The sequence below is a fragment of the Loktanella sp. M215 genome (genome assembly GCF_021735925.1).
Lineage (GTDB): Bacteria > Pseudomonadota > Alphaproteobacteria > Rhodobacterales > Rhodobacteraceae > Loktanella.
This window is the reverse complement of sequence record NZ_WMEA01000001.1, coordinates 2,481,953-2,500,428: the sequence shown is the minus strand read 5'-3', so window position 1 is coordinate 2,500,428 and position 18,476 is coordinate 2,481,953. Positions and strand designations below refer to the sequence as shown.

The 18,476-nt window shown below is 66.5% G+C and carries 18 protein-coding genes; 11 read left to right on the top strand and 7 right to left on the bottom strand.

The features are described from left to right. Positions 1–3: 3 nt before the first annotated feature. The gene (locus tag GLR48_RS12245) at positions 4–294 is read right to left on the bottom strand and encodes a hypothetical protein (protein ID WP_237061801.1); all 291 of its coding nucleotides are present in this window, start codon (positions 292–294) and stop codon (positions 4–6) included. Between the two features lie 89 nt (positions 295–383). Then, the gene (locus tag GLR48_RS12240; protein WP_237061799.1) at positions 384–2,057 is read right to left on the bottom strand and encodes a divergent polysaccharide deacetylase family protein; all 1,674 of its coding nucleotides are present in this window, start codon (positions 2,055–2,057) and stop codon (positions 384–386) included. Positions 2,058–2,201: 144 nt separating this feature from the next. Between GLR48_RS12240 and GLR48_RS12235 the strand changes: the two genes are divergently transcribed. The 7 genes from GLR48_RS12235 (at position 2,202) to lexA (ending at position 7,668) form a co-directional block, all read left to right on the top strand. After that, entirely contained in the window at positions 2,202–2,783 is a 582-nt protein-coding gene (locus GLR48_RS12235) for an anthranilate synthase component II (protein WP_237061797.1), read from the top strand. Further along, positions 2,780–3,796: an anthranilate phosphoribosyltransferase gene (gene trpD, locus GLR48_RS12230; RefSeq protein WP_237061795.1), complete on the top strand. Its 1,017-nt coding sequence runs from the start codon at positions 2,780–2,782 to the stop codon at positions 3,794–3,796. The genes GLR48_RS12235 and trpD overlap by 4 nt, the downstream gene beginning before the upstream one ends. After that, positions 3,793–4,449, top strand: coding sequence for a uracil-DNA glycosylase (locus tag GLR48_RS12225; protein ID WP_237061793.1), 657 nt, complete (start codon positions 3,793–3,795; stop codon positions 4,447–4,449). Before trpD ends, GLR48_RS12225 begins: the two co-directional genes overlap by 4 nt. Next, on the top strand, positions 4,446–5,258 hold the full coding sequence (trpC, locus tag GLR48_RS12220) for an indole-3-glycerol phosphate synthase TrpC (protein WP_237061791.1): 813 nt from the start codon (positions 4,446–4,448) through the stop codon (positions 5,256–5,258). Before GLR48_RS12225 ends, trpC begins: the two co-directional genes overlap by 4 nt. 2 nt (positions 5,259–5,260) lie before the next feature. Beyond that, positions 5,261–5,734: a cyclic pyranopterin monophosphate synthase MoaC gene (gene moaC, locus GLR48_RS12215; RefSeq protein WP_336886626.1), complete on the top strand. Its 474-nt coding sequence runs from the start codon at positions 5,261–5,263 to the stop codon at positions 5,732–5,734. Further along, the gene (locus GLR48_RS12210) at positions 5,731–6,903 is read left to right on the top strand and encodes a molybdopterin molybdotransferase MoeA (protein WP_237061788.1); all 1,173 of its coding nucleotides are present in this window, start codon (positions 5,731–5,733) and stop codon (positions 6,901–6,903) included. The genes moaC and GLR48_RS12210 overlap by 4 nt, the downstream gene beginning before the upstream one ends. Positions 6,904–6,969: 66 nt before the next feature. Further along, entirely contained in the window at positions 6,970–7,668 is a 699-nt protein-coding gene (gene lexA / locus GLR48_RS12205) for a transcriptional repressor LexA (RefSeq protein WP_237061786.1), read from the top strand. Here lexA and GLR48_RS12200 read toward each other — a convergent pair. Beyond that, complete coding sequence (locus tag GLR48_RS12200; protein WP_237061784.1) at positions 7,662–9,857, bottom strand: ComEC/Rec2 family competence protein; 2,196 nt, start codon at positions 9,855–9,857, stop codon at positions 7,662–7,664. The genes lexA and GLR48_RS12200 overlap by 7 nt on opposite strands. A 105-nt stretch (positions 9,858–9,962) precedes the next feature. Between GLR48_RS12200 and gltX the strand changes: the two genes are divergently transcribed. From gltX to GLR48_RS12180, 4 genes are all read left to right on the top strand, one after another. Further along, positions 9,963–11,366, top strand: a complete 1,404-nt coding sequence (gene gltX / locus GLR48_RS12195; protein WP_237061782.1) for a glutamate--tRNA ligase — start codon at positions 9,963–9,965, stop codon at positions 11,364–11,366. A gap of 93 nt (positions 11,367–11,459) precedes the next feature. Then, complete coding sequence (gltA, locus tag GLR48_RS12190; RefSeq protein WP_237061780.1) at positions 11,460–12,755, top strand: citrate synthase; 1,296 nt, start codon at positions 11,460–11,462, stop codon at positions 12,753–12,755. Then, positions 12,727–13,257 (top strand): GNAT family N-acetyltransferase, encoded by a 531-nt coding sequence (locus GLR48_RS12185; RefSeq protein WP_237061773.1) that lies wholly within the window; start codon positions 12,727–12,729, stop codon positions 13,255–13,257. Before gltA ends, GLR48_RS12185 begins: the two co-directional genes overlap by 29 nt. Before the next feature lie 149 nt (positions 13,258–13,406). After that, complete coding sequence (locus GLR48_RS12180) at positions 13,407–13,931, top strand: DUF2087 domain-containing protein (RefSeq protein ID WP_237061772.1); 525 nt, start codon at positions 13,407–13,409, stop codon at positions 13,929–13,931. 54 nt (positions 13,932–13,985) lie between these two features. On the opposite strand, the gene GLR48_RS12175 is transcribed toward GLR48_RS12180, so the two are convergent. From GLR48_RS12175 to GLR48_RS12160, 4 genes are all read right to left on the bottom strand, one after another. Further along, positions 13,986–15,098, bottom strand: a complete 1,113-nt coding sequence (locus tag GLR48_RS12175; RefSeq protein ID WP_237061771.1) for an alkene reductase — start codon at positions 15,096–15,098, stop codon at positions 13,986–13,988. Between the two features lie 70 nt (positions 15,099–15,168). Then, positions 15,169–15,942, bottom strand: a complete 774-nt coding sequence (locus GLR48_RS12170; protein ID WP_237061770.1) for an enoyl-CoA hydratase-related protein — start codon at positions 15,940–15,942, stop codon at positions 15,169–15,171. Positions 15,943–16,011: 69 nt separating this feature from the next. Continuing rightward, on the bottom strand, positions 16,012–16,452 hold the full coding sequence (locus GLR48_RS12165) for a cytochrome c-type biogenesis protein (RefSeq protein ID WP_237061769.1): 441 nt from the start codon (positions 16,450–16,452) through the stop codon (positions 16,012–16,014). Next, positions 16,449–18,416 (bottom strand): heme lyase CcmF/NrfE family subunit, encoded by a 1,968-nt coding sequence (locus GLR48_RS12160; RefSeq protein ID WP_237061768.1) that lies wholly within the window; start codon positions 18,414–18,416, stop codon positions 16,449–16,451. The genes GLR48_RS12165 and GLR48_RS12160 overlap by 4 nt, the downstream gene beginning before the upstream one ends. Positions 18,417–18,476: the final 60 nt, after the last annotated feature.

Below are 18,476 nucleotides of genomic sequence, written 5' to 3'. Positions count from 1 at the left end.
GGGTCACAGATCCGCGACGATCTCGCCGCGCATCTCGCCGGTCAGCCGGATACGTTCTTCCTTGGCCGCGACGCGGCGCACCTCGTCGATCTTCAGTTCTGCGGTGTCGCGGGTAAATTTGTCGGGCCATTCCGCGATGATCGCGGCCGTACGGTCGCTGGTCCGTACAACCGTCACCCGCGTCGCGCCAAAGCCCTGCAACGCAGGAAGCCGCTTTTCGCGAACGTCGCGCAGGGTCAGGTCAAAGTCAGTCCCGCTCGGAACTTCCCACGTCGTGATTGTGATGAAATGCATGGCGCCCTCCATTATCCAGGCCGCCAGTCTAGCACGGATCGCGCGAAACGTCGCACGCCGTGAATGTGCCGGCCGCGACCCGTGCGGCGCTACTGCGCCAGCAGCGTGGCCGACAGGGGGGCCAATGCCACCTGCCCCGCCCGGTTGGCATCGCCCCACAGGATCAGGGCAGAGATCGTCTCTGGCCGCACCCGCGCCAACAGGACCACACCCTGCTGCTGGCGCGCTCGGAAGGCCGCCTGATCGATAAAGCGGCGGATGACCCGCGCATCCTGCCCTTCGGCATCAAGGTCGCGGTAGATGGTCAGCGCCGGCACATCCGCCGCCGCCGCGGCACGCAATGCGCCGTTCAGCCCCTGATCCGGCACCAGCAGTCCGCGCCCCGCCGCAGCGAGGTCGCCGATCACCCGTTGGGTGACCTCCCGCCCAGCGTTCATGTCACCCAATCCCGCATCGACCAGCGCCACCGCCCGCGGCAGCGCATCGAAGGTCCCCTCCATCGCGACCTCGACGTCGGTATCCGTCGCACCCTGCGGCACGGCGGCGAGGGCGGCGACCTCGATCCCGGCGGCGGCATAGGCATCCATCCCTTCCACCGCGTCGGCGCTGCGCGGATCCAGCAGGACCGTCACCGGGAAGGGCACGTCGGACAGCGCACGCGCCCCGTTCGCCATCGTGCCGTCGTCGTACAGAACGACGCTCAGCAATGGCAAGTCTTCGGGATTGGCAAAGAACGCGCCGTAGCGGACCAGCGCCGGCGTGCTGTCATCGACGACCGGGGCGGGCGCCTCTGGCGCGGCCTCTGCCACGTCGGGGGCGTCACGGCGCACGATCGCCGTGCTGCCGGACCCCGGCAAGCCCGAGGACGGCGTGTCGATGATCGACACCACGGCCGGCTTTTGCACGGTGTCCGTCGGTGCGGGCGCAGGGGTTTCGGGTGGCACAGATGTCACTGATGGTTCTGTGGTGGCCGTTGGCGCGGCAGTGGACCCGGCTACTGGCGGAACCGTGCCGCCCAAGGCCACCTCCGCCTCGGGCGTGGTCACTGTCAACGGCGCGGTGTCCTGCAACGGCGTTTCGGGCAGCGGATCGCCTATCGTCAGGTCGGTCTCTCCCCCCTGCGGCGCGGGGGCGTTATCCAGCACCGTGACGGGCGTACCGGTCACAGTCGCGACCTGTGCCGCAGTCTCGGTCGTGACTGTTGCATCCGCCGGGTTGTCCGCCTCTGGCGGAGTCACGGCAATCGGCGCGGGCGGTGCGGTCTGCACGACGATATCGGCCTCGGCCGTGGGGACCTGCGGGGCGCGGCTTTGCAGGCTGGGCAGGACGGGCGCATCCGCCGCAGGCGCGATCTGCGTCAGCCCCGTGTCGGCGGGCGTCGCAGGTTCCTTCGGGGACACATCCGCGCTGGGACGGGCGGCGGGGGCGGTGTCCGGCTGTTCTGCCGCCGTTTGCGCCGCCGGTTCCGGCATCGCGGTCGCCGGCGCCATCGTGGGCGACGGCTCGGGGGCCGCTGGCGGCTCGTCTGCAGACGTCTCCGCCGCGGGCGCTGGCGGCAGGGTCGGCGCTGCGGCCTGCAGCTCTGCCGCCCCAGACTCAAGCGCCCCAGCCTCTGGCGACGGAGATTCAGGGGCTGCGGGGGCCGCGATCTGCGCCGCAGCCGGCGGCGTGTTGCCCGCCGGTTGCGGGGCGATCAGCGACGCACCGACAACGCCCACGCCACCGACCACCACGCCCCAGACCGCGCCCTTGAAAAATGCCATATGCCTGCCATCCTTGTCCGTCGTTCCGGGTTTGCCCATCCGCGGCCTTGACGCCTGCCCGCGTCCTGCCCCATATCGTTGCCAACCATACCGTGACCGACACCCGGATCGGTAGCCCCTAATTGACCCGAAAGCGGGGACCGCATGATCCTGCTGATCGACAACTACGACAGTTTTACCTATAATCTGGTGCATTATCTGGGCGATCTGGGCGCGGATGTCACCGTGCGCCGCAACGATGCGCTTGATGTCCAGGCCGCCATGGCGCTGAACCCCGCCGCCATCGTGCTGTCGCCCGGCCCCAAGGCCCCCGCACAGGCCGGCATCTGCCTTGCCCTGACACAGGCGGCGGCGGATGCGCGGATCCCCCTGCTGGGCGTCTGCCTTGGCCACCAGACGATCGGCGAGGCGTTTGGCGGCAACATCGTGCGGTGCCACGAAATCGTTCACGGCAAACCCGGCGTCATGCACCACCGCGGTCAGGGCGTCTTTCGCGACCTGCCGAACCCGTTTCAGGCCACCCGCTACCATTCCCTCGTCGTCGACCCTGCCACCCTGCCTGACGTGCTGGAGGTGACGGCCCAGCTGGAGGACGGCACCATCATGGGTCTGCAACACCGCGAACTGCCAATCCAGGGCGTCCAGTTCCACCCGGAAAGCATCCGTTCCGAACATGGCCACCGCCTGCTGCAGAACTTCCTCGACCTTGCGGGCGTCGCGGCATGAGCGACGCGCTCAAGCCCCTGATTTCCGCCGCCGCCGAAGGGCCGCTGACCCGCGCGCAGGCCGAACAGGCCTTTGGCATCCTGTTCAACGGCGATGCCACACCGGCCCAGATCGGCGGCCTGCTGATGGCCATGCGCACACGGGGCGAGACGGTGGACGAATACGCCGCCGCCGCCGCCGTCATGCGTGCCAAGTGCCTGCCCGTGAAGGCCCCCAAAGGCGCCATCGACATCGTCGGCACGGGGGGTGACGGCAAGCACACGCTGAATATCTCGACCGCGACGGCCTATGTCGTGGCGGGCGCCGGTGTGCCGGTCGCCAAGCACGGCAACCGCAACCTGTCGTCAAAATCCGGCACCGCCGACGTGCAGACCGCGATGGGCGTCAACGTCATGGTCGGCCCCGAGGTCGTGGAACGCTGTCTGGCCGAGGCCGGGATCGGCTTCATGATGGCCCCGATGCACCATCCGGCGATGGCCCACGTCGGCCCGGTCCGCGCCGAGCTTGGGACGCGCACGATCTTCAACATCCTCGGCCCCCTGACCAACCCCGCCGGCGTCACGCGCCAGCTGACCGGCGCCTACCGCCGCGACCTGATCCGCCCCATGGCAGAGGTCCTGCTGGCCTTGGGGTCAGAGGCCGCGTGGCTGGTCCATGGCTCCGACGGCACCGACGAGCTGGCGATTTCCGGCATCAGCTGGCTGGCCGAACTCAAGGACGGCCGCGTGACAGAGCGCGAGGTCCACCCCGAGGATGCCGGTCTGCCGGTGCACGATTTCGCCGCGATCCTCGGCGGCACCCCGGACGAGAACGCGACCGCTTTTCGCGCCCTTCTCGCGGGCGAGAAAAGCGCCTTTCGCGACGCGACCCTGCTGAACGCCGCCGCGGCGCTTGTGGTCGCGGGCCGTAGCGCGACCTTGCCTGAAGGTGTCGAGATCGCTGCCGCCAGCATCGACAGCGGCATGGCGCGGCAGGCCGTCGATACCGTCGCCCGCATCACATCGGCGGCGTGACGGACCTCGATCTGTCGCGGCTGGGTGGCTGGGCCGACCTGCCGTTCTGGGCTGCGGACTGGCCCCGCATCGCAAAAGCGCTGGCGCCCGAAACGGCCCCTGTTTTCCCGCCCCCCGACCGCATCCTGACTGCGCTTGAACGGACCCAGCCCGACGCCACGAAGGTCGTGATCCTGGGCCAGGACCCCTATCACACGCCCCGCAAGGCCGACGGTCTGGCCTTTTCGATCCCGCAGGATTTCAGTGGCCGGCTCGACAGCCTTGGCAATATCTTCAAAGAGTTGAAGGCCGACCTTCACGTGACGCGGACACGGACCGACCTTGCCGACTGGGCCGATCAGGGGGTGCTGCTGCTGAACACCGCCCTGACCGTGCCGCAGGGCCGCGCAGGCGGCCACGCACGCCTTGGCTGGGACCGGCTGACACGGCAGGTCATCGCGCGGCTTGACGACCGGCCCCGCGCCTACTTGCTCTGGGGTCGCCACGCGCAGGTCTTTGCCCCCGACAGGCCCTGCGACCTTGTCATCCGCACGGCACACCCGTCGCCCCTCTCGGCGCGCCACGGGTTTTTCGGGTCACGCCCATTTTCAACCGTGAACGCCTGGCTTACAGAGCAGGGACAAGCACCAATCGACTGGGCAGGCAGAAAATGACCGATACCATCCTCGACAAGATCAAGGCCTACAAGCTGGAGGAGATCGCAGCCGCCAAGCAGGCCGTGAGCCTCGAGGCGATCGAGGCGCAGGCCCGCGAGGCGAGCCCCACGCGCGGCTTCACCCGCGCCCTTCAGACCGCCGCCCGCGACGGTTACGGCCTGATCGCCGAGGTCAAGAAGGCCAGCCCGTCCAAGGGCCTGATCCGCGCCGATTTCGACCCCGCCGCCATCGCCGCCGCCTACGCCGAAGGCGGCGCCGCCTGCCTGTCGGTCCTGACCGACACGCCGTCCTTTCAGGGGGCACCGGAAAACATCGCACTGGCGCGCGACGCCTGCGACCTGCCGGTCCTGCGCAAGGATTTCATGTATGACCCTTATCAGGTGGCCGAGGCACGCGCCTGGGGTGCCGACGCGATCCTGATTATCATGGCCAGCGTCAGCGACGCACAGGCGCTGGAACTTGAAGCCGCCGCCGCCGAGTGGAAGATGGACGTGCTGGTCGAGGTGCACGACCGCGCAGAACTGGACCGCGCCGGGCACCTTGAGGCACCTCTGCTGGGCATCAACAACCGTGACCTGCGCACCTTCGACACTACGCTCGACGCAACGCGGACCCTGTCCAAGCACGTCCCCGCCGGCAAGACGATCGTCTCTGAGAGCGGCCTGACCGGCCCTGCGGATCTGGCCGACCTCGCCCGCTACGGTGCGCGCTGCTTCCTGATCGGCGAGATGCTGATGCGGCAAAGCGATGTCGCCGCCGCGACCCGCAACCTGCTGGCCAACCCGATGAAACCGGCGGGGTTCTGACCGTGGCGCTGTCCCACTTTGACGAACAGGGCCGCGCCCACATGGTCGACGTGTCCGACAAGCCCGTGACGTCCCGCATCGCCGTGGCGGAGGGGCATGTCACCATGCATCCCGACACGCTGGCGCGGGTCATGGAAGGCCGTGCGGCCAAGGGCGACGTGCTGGGTACGGCACGGCTGGCGGGCATCATGGGGGCAAAGCGCTGTTCCGATCTGATCCCGCTGTGCCACCCGCTGCCGATCACCAAGGTCAGCCTCGATCTGACCTGTGACACCGCCCTGCCCGGCGTGCGCATCAGCGCCACGGTCAAGACGACGGGACAGACCGGGGTCGAGATGGAGGCGCTGACCGCCGTGTCCGTTGCGGCCCTGACCGTGCACGACATGGTCAAGGCCGTGCAAAAGGACATGGTCATCGGCGGCATCCGCGTCACGCTGAAGGACGGCGGCAAGTCCGGCCGTTTCGAAGCGGAATGATCACGGTCGCACAGGCCCTCGACGCGCTTTTCGCACTGGTCGCACCCTTGCCCACCGAGGACGTGCCGTTGGGACAGGCCCACGGTCGCGTTCTGGCCCGCGACGTCATGGCCCGCCGCACCCAGCCCCCTTTTGCAGCCTCTGCAATGGACGGCTACGCGGTGCAGGCTGCCGGTCTGACGTCCGGCATGATTCTGACCGTCATCGGTGAATCCGCCGCAGGCCACCGGTTCGACGGCGCGGTTGCGACCGGTCAGGCCGTCCGCATCTTTACCGGCGCCCCCCTGCCGGAAGGCGCCGACCGCGTCATCATCCAGGAAGATGTCAGCCGCGACGGCGACACCATCTCCCTGCACGGCAACCTTGACACCGCTACGCATATCCGGCCCGCCGGTGGCGATTTTGCCGAAGGCACGCCGCTGACGGCCCCCCGGCTGCTTGGCCCGAACGACATCGCCCTACTGGCCGCGATGAACGTGGCCACTGTCCCCGTCACCCGCAAACCCGTCGTGGCGATCATCGCCACCGGCGACGAGCTGGTCCAACCGGGCGAGTCCCCCGGCCCCGACCAGATCATCGCGTCGAACTCCCACGGGTTGGCCGCCCTGCTGGCGCAACACGGGGCCACACCGCGCCTGCTGCCAATCGCGCGCGACACGCACGAGAGCCTCTCGCTCGCCTTCCGCTTGGCCGCCGACGCGGATCTGATCGTGACCATCGGTGGCGCCTCTGTCGGGGATCACGACCTCGTGGCGGCGGCGGCGGACCGGCAGGGCATGGACCGCGCGTTCTACAAGGTCGCGATGCGGCCGGGTAAACCGCTGATGGCGGGCCGGATCGGGACGGCCGCCATGATCGGCCTGCCCGGCAACCCGGTCAGCGCCATGGTCTGTGGCCACGTCTTCCTGCTGCCGGTGCTGCGCCGGATGCAGGGTCTGGGCGATGCCCCCGCACCCCGGCGCACGGCCGCGCTGACCCACGCCCTTGGCCCGAACGGCCCGCGCGCGCATTACATGCGCGCCGTGCTGGACGGCGACAGTGTCACGGTATTCGACCGTCAGGACTCGGCGCTGCTGTCGGTGCTGGCGCAGGCGAACGCTCTGGTGGTGCGGCCCACCGAAGATGCGGCACGCCGCGCGGGCGACCGGGTCGACGTCATCGCGCTATAGTGTTTGACACAAAAGGGGAACAGGGATAGAACGTAAGGTGAAATAACCTTTGATGACAGGCCCGCCATGTTGACCAAGAAACAGCTCGATCTGTTGAACTTCATCCATACGCGGGTCCAGCGTGACGGCGTACCACCCTCGTTCGACGAAATGAAGGAAGCGCTTGATCTGCGGTCGAAATCCGGCATCCACCGGCTGATCACCGCGCTGGAAGAGCGTGGCTTTATCCGCCGCCTGGCCCACCGCGCGCGGGCGCTGGAAATCGTGAAACTGCCCGATGCGATGGCCGAAAAGCACGCCCGCGGTGGATTCACCCCCAAGGTGATCGACGGCGACCGCCCCGACAGCATTCCACCCGCGGCGCAACCGGTCACCGCCGTTGCGGCGATCGAGTTGAACGTCATGGGCCGGATCGCCGCCGGTGTGCCGATCGCCGCAATTTCTGAGGTGTCCCACTCCGTCGCCGTCCCGCAGTCCATGCTGGGCCGTGGCGAACATTACGCCCTTGAAGTTCGCGGCGATTCGATGATCGAGGCCGGGATAAACGATGGCGACGTCGTCGTGATCCGCGAAACCGGGACCGCCGAAAACGGCGACATCGTCGTGGCGCTGGTCGAGGATCAGGAAGCCACCCTGAAACGCTATCGCCGGTCCGGGTCGTCCATCGCGCTGGAAGCCGCCAATCCCGCCTATGAAACGCGGGTCTATCGCGACGATCAGGTCAAGGTGCAGGGCAAGTTGGTCGGTCTGATCCGCACTTATTGATCTGGCATCGGCCGCGCAGAGGCAAGGCGCAGCAACCGGCCCTGTCGCCAGATGTCCTGACCGGCCTCCTTTTCGCGTCGCTTTTCACGGCTGGCAGTCCAAGGCCGCTGCCCGACAAGGGCCGTGGCCGACGTCACGACCAGATCGCCCTTGCCGTCCAGATCAAGCGCCAGCGCGCCGGTCTGCCGCAGACGCGTCAGATCGAAGACCATGCAATCTGGCACGGTTACTGCGTCTTGCCCCGATGGAATGATACGCCCGGCAAGGACAGGCCGGGGCATGAAACCATCTGCGACGGGGGACCGGTCCGGTCGGCTGATTGCCGGATCGACCTGATTGCTGATGACGACATCGGCACCCGCGCAGCCCTCTGCCTGCGCCAAGGCCGCCTTGCCGCGCAAATGCAGTATACGCCACGCGCCCAGTGTTGCCCGCACCTGTCGCCCCTCTCGCGTCAGGCCGGCGCGGGTCGCCGCAATGTCTTGCGCGACCGGCGCGCCGTCGTTTTCCAACCAAATCCCGGCCACGAAACCATCGCCCTTTTCCGATGACAAGACCCGTCCTTGCGGCCCCAGCACCCCGATCAGCCCGCCGCTGTCGGCGATCAGGATCTGCGGGCGCGGGGTCTGCACCCAGATCGCCAGCGCCGCCGCAATCCCTGCAAGGCCCGCAACCCGCGCACGCCCCTGCCACAGGATCAGCCACAGCAGCCCCAGCGTCATCAGGGGCAGCACCGCCCCGCCCGGCGATTTCACATGCGACAGCGCCCCGTCGAAACCGGCAATGGTCTGCGCCACGAACAGGATCCAGCGCAGCCCAAGACCCATCAGCCAGAACCCCACCCCCGCGAGCCCGACGGGGGCGAGACAGGCCGCCAGCACCGCCGCCGGCATCACCAGCACCCCCATCAGCGGGACGCTCAGCAGGTTGGCGATCAGCCCGTAATGAGAGATCTGGTTGAAATGCGCCGCTGCAAAGGGTGCCGTCGCGGCCCCGGCCACGGCAGAGGACAGCAGGACCGACACCACCGGCCGCAGCCAGCGCGGCCCCAGCGGCACCCCCCGCATCAGCCGGAACACGACCACAAGGGCCGTCGTCGCCGCAAAGGACATCTGGAACCCCGGCCCGGTCAGCGCGTCGGGGTGCAGGATCAGCACGATCGTCGCCGCCATCGCCACCGCCCGCAGGGTCAGCGCCCGCCGGTCCAGCAGGACGGCGACCAGCATGACCGCGACCATGATATAGGCCCGCTCTGTCGCGACGTTGCCGCCAGACAGCAGCAGGTACCCCGCCCCCGCCAGCAAGGCCACGACGGCCGCGACCTTCTTGACGGCGATCCGCAGGGCAAGGGCCGGCCACAATGACAGCCCCGTCCGGATCACCGCAAAGACCACGCCGGTCAGCAACCCCATGTGCAACCCGGAAATGGCCAGCAAATGCGCCACGTTCGACGCCCGCAAGTCGCGCAGGCTGTCCTGCCCCATGCCGGACCGGTCGCCGGTGATGACGGCGGCGGCAAAGGCGCCGGTCTCGCCCGGGATCTGCGCCTGTATCGCGTGCGACAACTGCATCCGCTGGGTGAAGACCCACAGGGATGCGCCCCCCTCTGCCACGGACAGACGCAATACGGGTGTCCGGGTATAGCCCACGGCCCCCAACCCCTCGAAAAAGGCATAGCGCCTGAAATCGAAGCCGCCGGGTTCTGCCGGTCCCGCAGGCGGTGACAGGTGGCCGGTCATCATCAGCACCTCTCCCGGGCGCCAGAGTGCATCGGACGCATCGTCGCCGTGCAGGGCCACCCGGACCCGCCGCGGTGTGCGATCCGGGCTCATCCGGTCAAGCCTGACCCGGTCCAGTGTCAGCCGCACCGCGTCACTGGCAGAGCGGTCGATATCGACCACCCGCCCCTCGATCGGACCGTAGTAGCGAAAGCCCAGCACGGGCTGGACCATCCGCTGAGTCTCGATCCGTGCCAGCAGCACGCCACCACAGACCAGCGCCAGCCCAAGGCACAAGGGCCGCCACGCCACATCGACACTGCGCGACAGCAGGATCATCAGCGCCATGCCCGCTACCAGCCCAGCCCAGACCGCGGGCCCCGGCTCGACCCGCAAGGCGAAATAGGCGCCGATCCCGGTGCCAAGGCAAACCGGCAGCCAGCCGATCAGGCCGCCCCGCTGGGCCAGCAAGGCGTCCCGCCACGCCGCATGCACTTGTTTCCGCCCCCCGCTTTGCCTATCCCGAAACCAACGCGCCCACCCTGCGCCAGATCGGTAAACCAAAGGTTAATGCTCATGTCCCCGACGCCCCCCGTCACCCGCTTTGCCCCGTCACCCACCGGTGCGCTGCACATCGGCGGGGCCCGCACGGCGCTGTTCAACTGGCTGTACGCCCGCGGCCACGGCGGCACCTTCCTGCTGCGGATCGAGGATACGGACATCGCCCGGTCCAACCCCGAGAATACGCAGGTCATCCTCGACGGGTTGCGCTGGCTGGGCCTCGACTGGGACGGAGAGCCGGTCAGTCAGGCCACGAACGCTCCCCGCCACGCCGAGGTCGCCCACCAGATGCTGGCGGCGGGGACCGCGTTCAAATGCTTTTCCACGCCCGAAGAGATCGAGGCGTTTCGCGAGCGCGCCCGCGAAAACAAGGACTCCACCCTGTTCCGCTCGCCCTGGCGCGACGTGCCCGAGGCGCAGCACCCCGATGCCCCCTTTGCCCTGCGCCTGAAGGCGCCGCGCGACGGATCGACGACCTTGCACGATGCCGTGCAGGGCGATGTGACATGGTCGAACGACCAGCTGGACGACATGGTTCTGCTGCGGTCCGACGGCACACCGGTCTACATGCTGGCGGTCGTGGTGGACGATCACGACATGGGCGTGACCCATGTGATCCGCGGCGACGACCACCTGTCGAACGCCTTCCGGCAGAACATGATCTACGACGCGATGGGCTGGGACAAACCGGTGCTGGCCCATATCCCGCTGATCTTTGGCGCCGACGGCAAGAAGCTGTCAAAGCGCCACGGCGCCACCGCCGCCGCCGACTATCAGAAGATGGGTTTCCCCGCCGCAGGCATGCGCAACTACCTCGCCCGGCTGGGGTGGAGCCACGGTGACGACGAAGTCTTCACCGACGATCAGGCAAAGGCGTGGTTCGATCTGGACGGAATCGGCAAATCCCCGGCGCGCTTCGATCTGAAAAAGCTTGAACACATCAGCGGCCAGCATATCGCCACCAGCGACGATGCCGCACTGGTCGAGGAGCTGGAGCAGTATCTGGCGGCCACCGGCGCTGTGCCCCTGACCGCGCGTCAGCGCGACGGCGTTCTGCGGGCCATGCCGCACCTGAAGGAACGCGCAAAGACCTTCCCAGAGATCGTTGAAAAGGCACACTTTATCCTGACGGAAGGCCCGATCGTTCCGGACGAAAAATCCGCAGCCCAGCTTGATGCTGTGGCGCAGCAATATTTCACGGAATTGACGCCGCACCTGCAAAATGTTAGCTGGGACCGCACAGCGCTGGAGGAGGCAATCGCCGCTTTCGCGACCGCCCATGATACCAAATTGGGCAAGCTTGCAGGACCGCTGCGCGCGGCCTTGGCGGGTCGGTCGGTTTCCCCCAGTGTCTTCGACATGATGCTTGTGCTTGGGCGGGATGAAACCCTGTCCCGGCTCAAGGCGTTCTCTGCCTGATGTTACGCTTTCGTGACACATTTGCGTCACGAACAGGCAGCACTGACGACACGCAATGCGCCAAAACGGCGGTTGCTGACAAAAGGGACTGATATGGCCGAATCCACGAAATCCGCGACTCTGACCATCGACGGACAATCCTACGAATTGCCGATCTTCACGCCGACCGCCGGTCCCGATGTCCTCGACATCCGCAAACTCTATGCGCAGGCGGGCGTCTTTACCTACGATCCCGGTTTCACCTCCACCGCCTCCACCGACAGCACGATCACCTTCATCGACGGCGAAGAGGGCGTTCTGCTGCACCGCGGCTATCCCATCGACCAGCTGGCCGCCCATTCCCACTACCTCGAGGTCTGCTATCTGCTGCTGAACGGCGAACTGCCCAACGCCGAGCAGCTGGAGGAATTCGAGTTCCTGGTGACCCACCACACCATGCTGCACGAGCAGATGATGAACTTCTTCCGCGGCTTCCGCCGCGACGCGCACCCGATGTCGATCATGGTCGGTGTCGTGGGGGCGATGTCCGCCTTCTATCACGACAGCACCGACATCCACGACCCCAAGCAGCGCGAGATCGCGGCCTTCCGCCTGATCGCCAAGATGCCGACGATCGCCGCGATGGCCTACAAGTACCACGTCGGCCAGCCTTTCGTGTATCCGCGCAACGATCTGGATTACGCATCGAACTTCCTGCACATGTGCTTCAGCGTGCCGGCGGAACCCTACCACGTCGACCCGATCCTGAGCCGCGCGATGGACCGCATCTTTACCCTGCATGCCGACCACGAACAGAACGCCTCGACCTCGACCGTGCGTCTGGCGTCGTCGTCCGGTGCGAACCCCTTCGCCTGCATCGCCGCCGGCATCGCCTGCCTCTGGGGTCCCGCCCACGGCGGCGCGAACCAGGCCTGCCTTGAAATGCTGCGCGAAATCGGCACCGTCGACCGGATCCCCGAATACATCGCCAAGGCCAAGGACAAGAACGATCCCTTCCGCCTGATGGGCTTCGGTCACCGCGTCTACAAGAACTTCGATCCGCGCGCGACGGTGATGAAGGAATCCGCTGACGAAGTGCTGGACCTGCTGGGGATCGAAAATAACGACACCCTCAAGGTCGCCAAGGCGCTGGAAAAGGCGGCGCTGGAGGATCCCTACTTCGCCGAGAAGAAGCTGTTCCCGAACGTGGACTTCTATTCCGGTATCATCCTCGAGGCGATGGGCTTCCCGACCTCGCTGTTCACCGCGATCTTTGCCGTGTCGCGCACGATCGGCTGGGTCAGCCAGTGGCAGGAACAGCTGGCCGATCCGCAGCTCAAGATCGGTCGCCCCCGTCAGCTTTACATGGGTGCGACGACGCGTGACTACGTCGACATCGAAAAGCGCTGATCCCGTTCTGCGCACGCCGCGGCTGACCCTGCGGCGTGCGCGACAGACCGATCTGGACGACCTCTTCGCGGTCTTCTCCGACCCGCGGGCGATGCAATACTGGTCCACCCTGCCGCACGCGGACCGCAGCGTGACGCAAGACCGGCTCGACCGGATTATGGCCCACCACCCCCTGGGATATTTCGTGATCGACCGCGACGGGCAGGCGATCGGCTGCGCGGGCCTTTACGACACGGACGAGGTCGGTTTCATCCTGCACCCCGACCATTGGCGGCAGGGCCTCGTGACAGAGGCGATGCAGGCGATCATCCCTTATCTTTTCGAAACCTACGCGACCGACCGGCTGATCGCGGACATTGACCCGCGCAATGCGGGCTCTGCCGCAACGCTTCACAAACTGGGGTTTCGCGAAACCCACCGCGCCGCGCGCACCTATTTCATCGGCGGCGTCTGGTCCGACAGTACCTATTTTGCCTTGCCAAGACCTGCGCCCGCCGCTTAGATCGCCGCATGGGCGGCAGGAGGCCCAGACGTCGTCGGCCCGCGTGGGTCACGCTGAACCTGCCATTTCGACTTCTGACCGCCAGTCCCTGACGCTGCGGTCGACAAGGGCGGCTCTCGACCATCGTGCGTCTTGAACTGGAGGACACCATGTCCCACTCTCCGATCCCTTTGGTGATCGACGACCTGTCGCATTTTGCCACCCATTTGCGCGGCCATTGGCCCGCACCGCCCGTCAGCCAAAGTGCGGCCCTGGCGTTGATTGCGCAGGCGGCGGGCTATCGCAATCACCAGCACCTGCGGGCACGGACTGCCCCCCTGCCCGACCTCGACAAGCAGGCGCTGAACCGGGTGAAGGCGGCGCTGGCGGTCTTTGACGACACCGCCCGCATGACCCGCTGGCCGCTGAAGACCAGCGTGCAGCGGCTGTGCATCGCATGGTTCTGGACCCGCCTGCCGACCCGCAACGACATGACGGAACGCGAGGTGAATGCGATCCTGCAGGCGAACGAGGTCTTCGGCGACCACGTCCTGCTGCGCCGTTGCCTGATCGAGAACGGTCTGGCGACGCGCACACCGGACGGCGCAACCTATCGCCGGGTTGGACGTGCGCCGGATGCAGAGGAGCGGGCCGTCATCAAGGCGCTGTCCGCCCGCAGCCTGACGCGGCCCTGAAACGCGAAACGCCCCGCCGGTCAGGCGGGGCGTTCTGGTCGTCATGTCGCCAAATCAGGCGGCTTTGACTTCTTCCAGCGTCGGGTAGTCGATGTAACCCTCTGCCCCGCCACCATAGAAGGTATCCTGATCGGGCTCGTTCATTTCGGCGTTCAGCTTCATGCGGTGTGGCAGATCGGGGTTCGCGATAAAGGGACGGCCAAAGGCCACGGCCTCGGCATAGCCCGATTCGATCGCCTCGCGCGCCATGTCGGCGTCGTAGCCGCCGTTGGCGATGTAGAAGCCGTCGTAAATTTTGCGCAGACGGGCCAGCAGGTCGCGGCCCTTGTCGTCGTCGCTGCCCGGAAAGCTTTCGACGACGTGCAGATAGGCCAGCTGATAGCCCGACAGCATCTTGTAGACCTCGGCAAAATGCGTTTCCGGATCACTGTCCGACATGTCGTTGGCTTGGCCCAGCGGGGACAGACGCACGCCCGTCTCGGACGGCGACCAATGATCGGCCACAGCGTTCAGCACCTCTTCCAGGAACTTCATCCGATTTTCGATACTGCCACCGTATCCGTCGGTGCGGTCGTTCACACCGTCCTGCAGGAACTGGTCAATCAGATACCCGTTGGCCGCATGCACCTCGATGCCGTCGAAACCGGCCATCTTCGCCAGACGCGCGGCCTCGCGGTAATCCTCGACCGTTGCCTTGATCCCCTGGATCGTCAGTGCTTCGGGCTTGGAGCAATCCTCGAACCCATTGGCGGTAAAGGTCTGCTGATCGGCCCGCTTATCGGTCGCAGACACGGGGTTGCGCCCTTCGGGCAGCAGCGAGACATGGCTGATCCGCCCGACGTGCCAGAGCTGGATCACGATCGTGCCGCCCTCGGCGTGGACCGCGTCGGTGATCTTCTTCCACTGGTGCGCCTGCTGCTCCGTATGGATACCGGGCGTGTCGAGGTAGCCCTTCCCCATGGGAGAGATCTGAGTCGCCTCGGTGATGATGACGCCTGCACCGGCGCGCTGCCGGTAGTAGGTGGTCGCAAGTTCGCCCGGCACGCCGTCGTGTTCGGCGCGGTTGCGGGTCAGCGGCGCCATCAGGACGCGATTCCGGATCTTGATCGCACCCATGTGGATCGGGTGGAACAGCGGGTCATCCTGTTGGGTGGTTTCAGCGCACATGGCGGGATCTCCTGACGTTATTCATTTCAGGGGCAGAACGCCTGCGCTTAACGCTTGTTCCGCGCCGCGCTTAGCGCCCTGTGAACTGCGCTGTGCGTTTCTGCAAAAAGGCAGTCACCCCTTCGACGAAGTCCGCCGTGCGCCCACATTTGCCTTGCAATGCGGCCTCCAGCGCCAATTGATCGTCCAGCGAGTTGTCGAAGGACGCACGCAGCGCCGTCTTGATATGACCGTAAGTCGCGGTCGGACCCTGCGCCAGTTGCAGCGCGCGCTTGCGCCAGTGATCGGCGAAATCGGCGGCCTGTGCCATTTCATAGATCATGCCCCAGTCGACCGCCTGCTGTGCCGGAATGTTGTCCGCGAACAGCGACGCCCCCATGGCGCGGGCCAGCCCCATCTGGCGCGGCAGAAACCATGTGCCGGCGGCATCCGGGATCAGCCCGATCCGCGCAAAGGCCTGCACGAAATACGCATCCGACGAGGCGATGACCACATCCGCAGCCAGTGCCAGATTCGCCCCCGCCCCGGCCGCAGGGCCGTTCACGGCGGCAATGGTCGGAATCGGGCAATCAATGATCGCCCGTAGCATCGGCACATATTCGTCCCGCAGCGTCGCTTCCAGATCCAGACTGGCGGTCACGTCGCCTGCCAGTTCCTGCCCGGAACAAAAGGCGCGCCCCGCCCCGGTCAGCACGGCGACGCGGCCCAGATCCGGCGCCGCACCAAAGGCATGCGTCAGCTCTGCCCGCATCTGCGTGCTGAGGGCATTCATCTTGTCGGGACGGTTCAGGGTGATCGTGACGATGTCGTCGCGGCTGTCGACGGTGATGGCGTTGTAATCCACGGTGGCGGTCCTTTGTGCGGTTTGCGCCAGACTACCGACGTCACGCCCGCAAGAAAGGAAAACCGCGCGTCACGACCGCAGAATGCGGTCCACCTCGGCGCGCTCGGCTTCTGACAGCGGCTCTTCGACCGGCGTCTTGCGCCGGATCGTGACCCAGCCGACCAGCAAGGCCAGCAGCAGCAGCACCGGTGCCGCCGTCCACAGGATCATGTTCACGCCCCGCCTGTCCGGCTCCAGCAGGATGAATTCACCGAACCGCGCCACCAGAAAATCCACGACCTGCTGGTCCGTATCGCCCGCCACCAGCCGTTCGCGCAGCAGCACGCGCAGCTCATGGCTGATCGGCGCGTTCGATTCGTCGATGCTTTCGTTCTGGCAGACCGGACAGCGCAACCCTTCCGAGATCTCCCGCGCCCGCGCCTCCAGCAAGGGGTCGGCCAACATCTCGCTCGGCTGCACCGCCCAGAGGGGCTGCGCCAGCAGCATAAGGACCAGCAGCAGACGCTTCATTCCGCAGGCACCGCAGGCGCCCGGCGCGCCCCGACGGCAAAGCGCAGGCGACGGTCGGACAGGGAAATCAACCCGCCGATGGCCATCAGCATCGCACCGCCCCAGATCCAGTTGGCGAAGGGCTTGATATAGACCCGCATCGCATAGCCGCCGTCTGTTTGCGGATCGCCGATCACGACATAGAGGTCACGCAGGATGCCGTTCTTGATCGCGGCCTCCGTCGTGGCCATCTGCGCCACCGGATAGAACCGCTTTTCCGGCACCATGGTGATCGGCGCGCCATTCCCGCGCGCCGCCGTCACCGTGGCCATGGTCGAGGAATAGTTCGGCCCCTGCACCTTTTCCACGTTATCCAACGTGAAGTGATAGGCGCCGACGTCAAAGCCTTCGCCGACCTGTGCCACGCGGATATCCTCTTGCTGCCACGCGGTCATCGCGGCCACGCCAAAGATCGTAACCCCCATGCCCGCATGGGCCACCGTCTTGCCCCAGTCACCGCGCGGCAGGCGCAACACCCGGCCCAGACGGTCGGACAGGCCACCGCGCCCGGCGCGCAGCCACAGATCGACCACCGCACCGCCCACGACCCAGACGCCCAGCAACACGCCCGCCGGCCCCAGCAGGGACCGCCCGGCATAGATCGCATAGAACAGGCCCGCCATCGCCAGCGACAGCACGCCGAGGCCCGCCAGCGGCAACCGCGCACGGCTGAGCGTGCCGCGCTTCCACGCCAGCAGCGACCCCAGCGGCAGCACGATGGCGATCAGGACCATGAACGGCGTAAAGGCCGCGTCAAAGAACGGCGGCCCCACCGACAGCGTCCGCCCGAAGGCCAGTTCCGCCACCAGCGGCCAGATTGTCCCGATGAACACCACAAAGGCGGACACGGCCAGCAGGATGTTGTTCAGCACCAGCGCGCTTTCGCGGCTGACGGTGCCGAAGGCGCCCTGCGCCTGCATCACACCGGCCCGCGCCGCATAAAGCGTAAGCGACCCGCCAAGGAAGATCCCGAGGATCATCAGGATAAACACACCACGCTCCGGATCGTTGGCAAAGGCATGCACGGAGGTCAGCACACCGGAGCGCACGATGAACGTGCCCAGCAGCGAGAATCCGAAAGCCAGGATCGCCAGCAGGATCGTCCAGCTTTTCAGCGTCTCGCGCTTTTCCACGACGATGGCAGAGTGGAGCAGGGCGGCAGAGATAAGCCACGGCATGAAGCTCGCATTCTCGACCGGGTCCCAGAACCAGAAGCCGCCCCAGCCCAGCTCGTAATAGGCCCACCAGGACCCCAGCGCGATGCCCACCGTCAGGAACATCCAGGCGGCCAGCGTCCAAGGCCGCACCCAGCGCCCCCAAGCAGCGTCGACGCGCCCCTCGATCAGGGCGGCGACCGCAAAGCTGAAGGTCATACTGAGGCCGACATAGCCGAGGTAGAGGAACGGCGGATGGAACGCCAAACCCGGATCCTGCAACAGCGGGTTCAGGTCACGCCCGTTCAGCGGCGCCTCTGCCAGCCGCAGGAACGGGTTCGAGGTAAAGAGGATAAAGGCATAGAAAGCCACCGAAATGCTCGCCTGCACCGCCAGCACGCGCGCCTTCAGCGTCTCAGGCAGATTGCCACCGAACCATGTGGCACAGGCCCCGAACAGCGCGAGGATCAGCACCCACAGCAGCATCGACCCTTCGTGATTGCCCCAGACGCCGCTGATTTTATACAGCAGCGGCTTGGCCGTGTGGCTGTTGCCATAGACCAGCGCCACGCTGAAGTCCGACACGATGAAGGCGTGCATCAGCACGGCAAAGCTGAACCCGACAAGGATCAACTGGCTATTGGCGGCGGGATCGGCAAAGGCCATCCAGCCGCGCCACCCTTTGTGCGCGCCGATCATGGGCACGATCATCTGGGCAAGGGCCACGCCAAAGGCGAGAATCAGGGCGAAGTGTGCAAGTTCTATCAACATGCCCGACCTATAGCCGATCCCGCAGGCGTCGGATACCGGGCAGCGCACAAATCGCCGTGC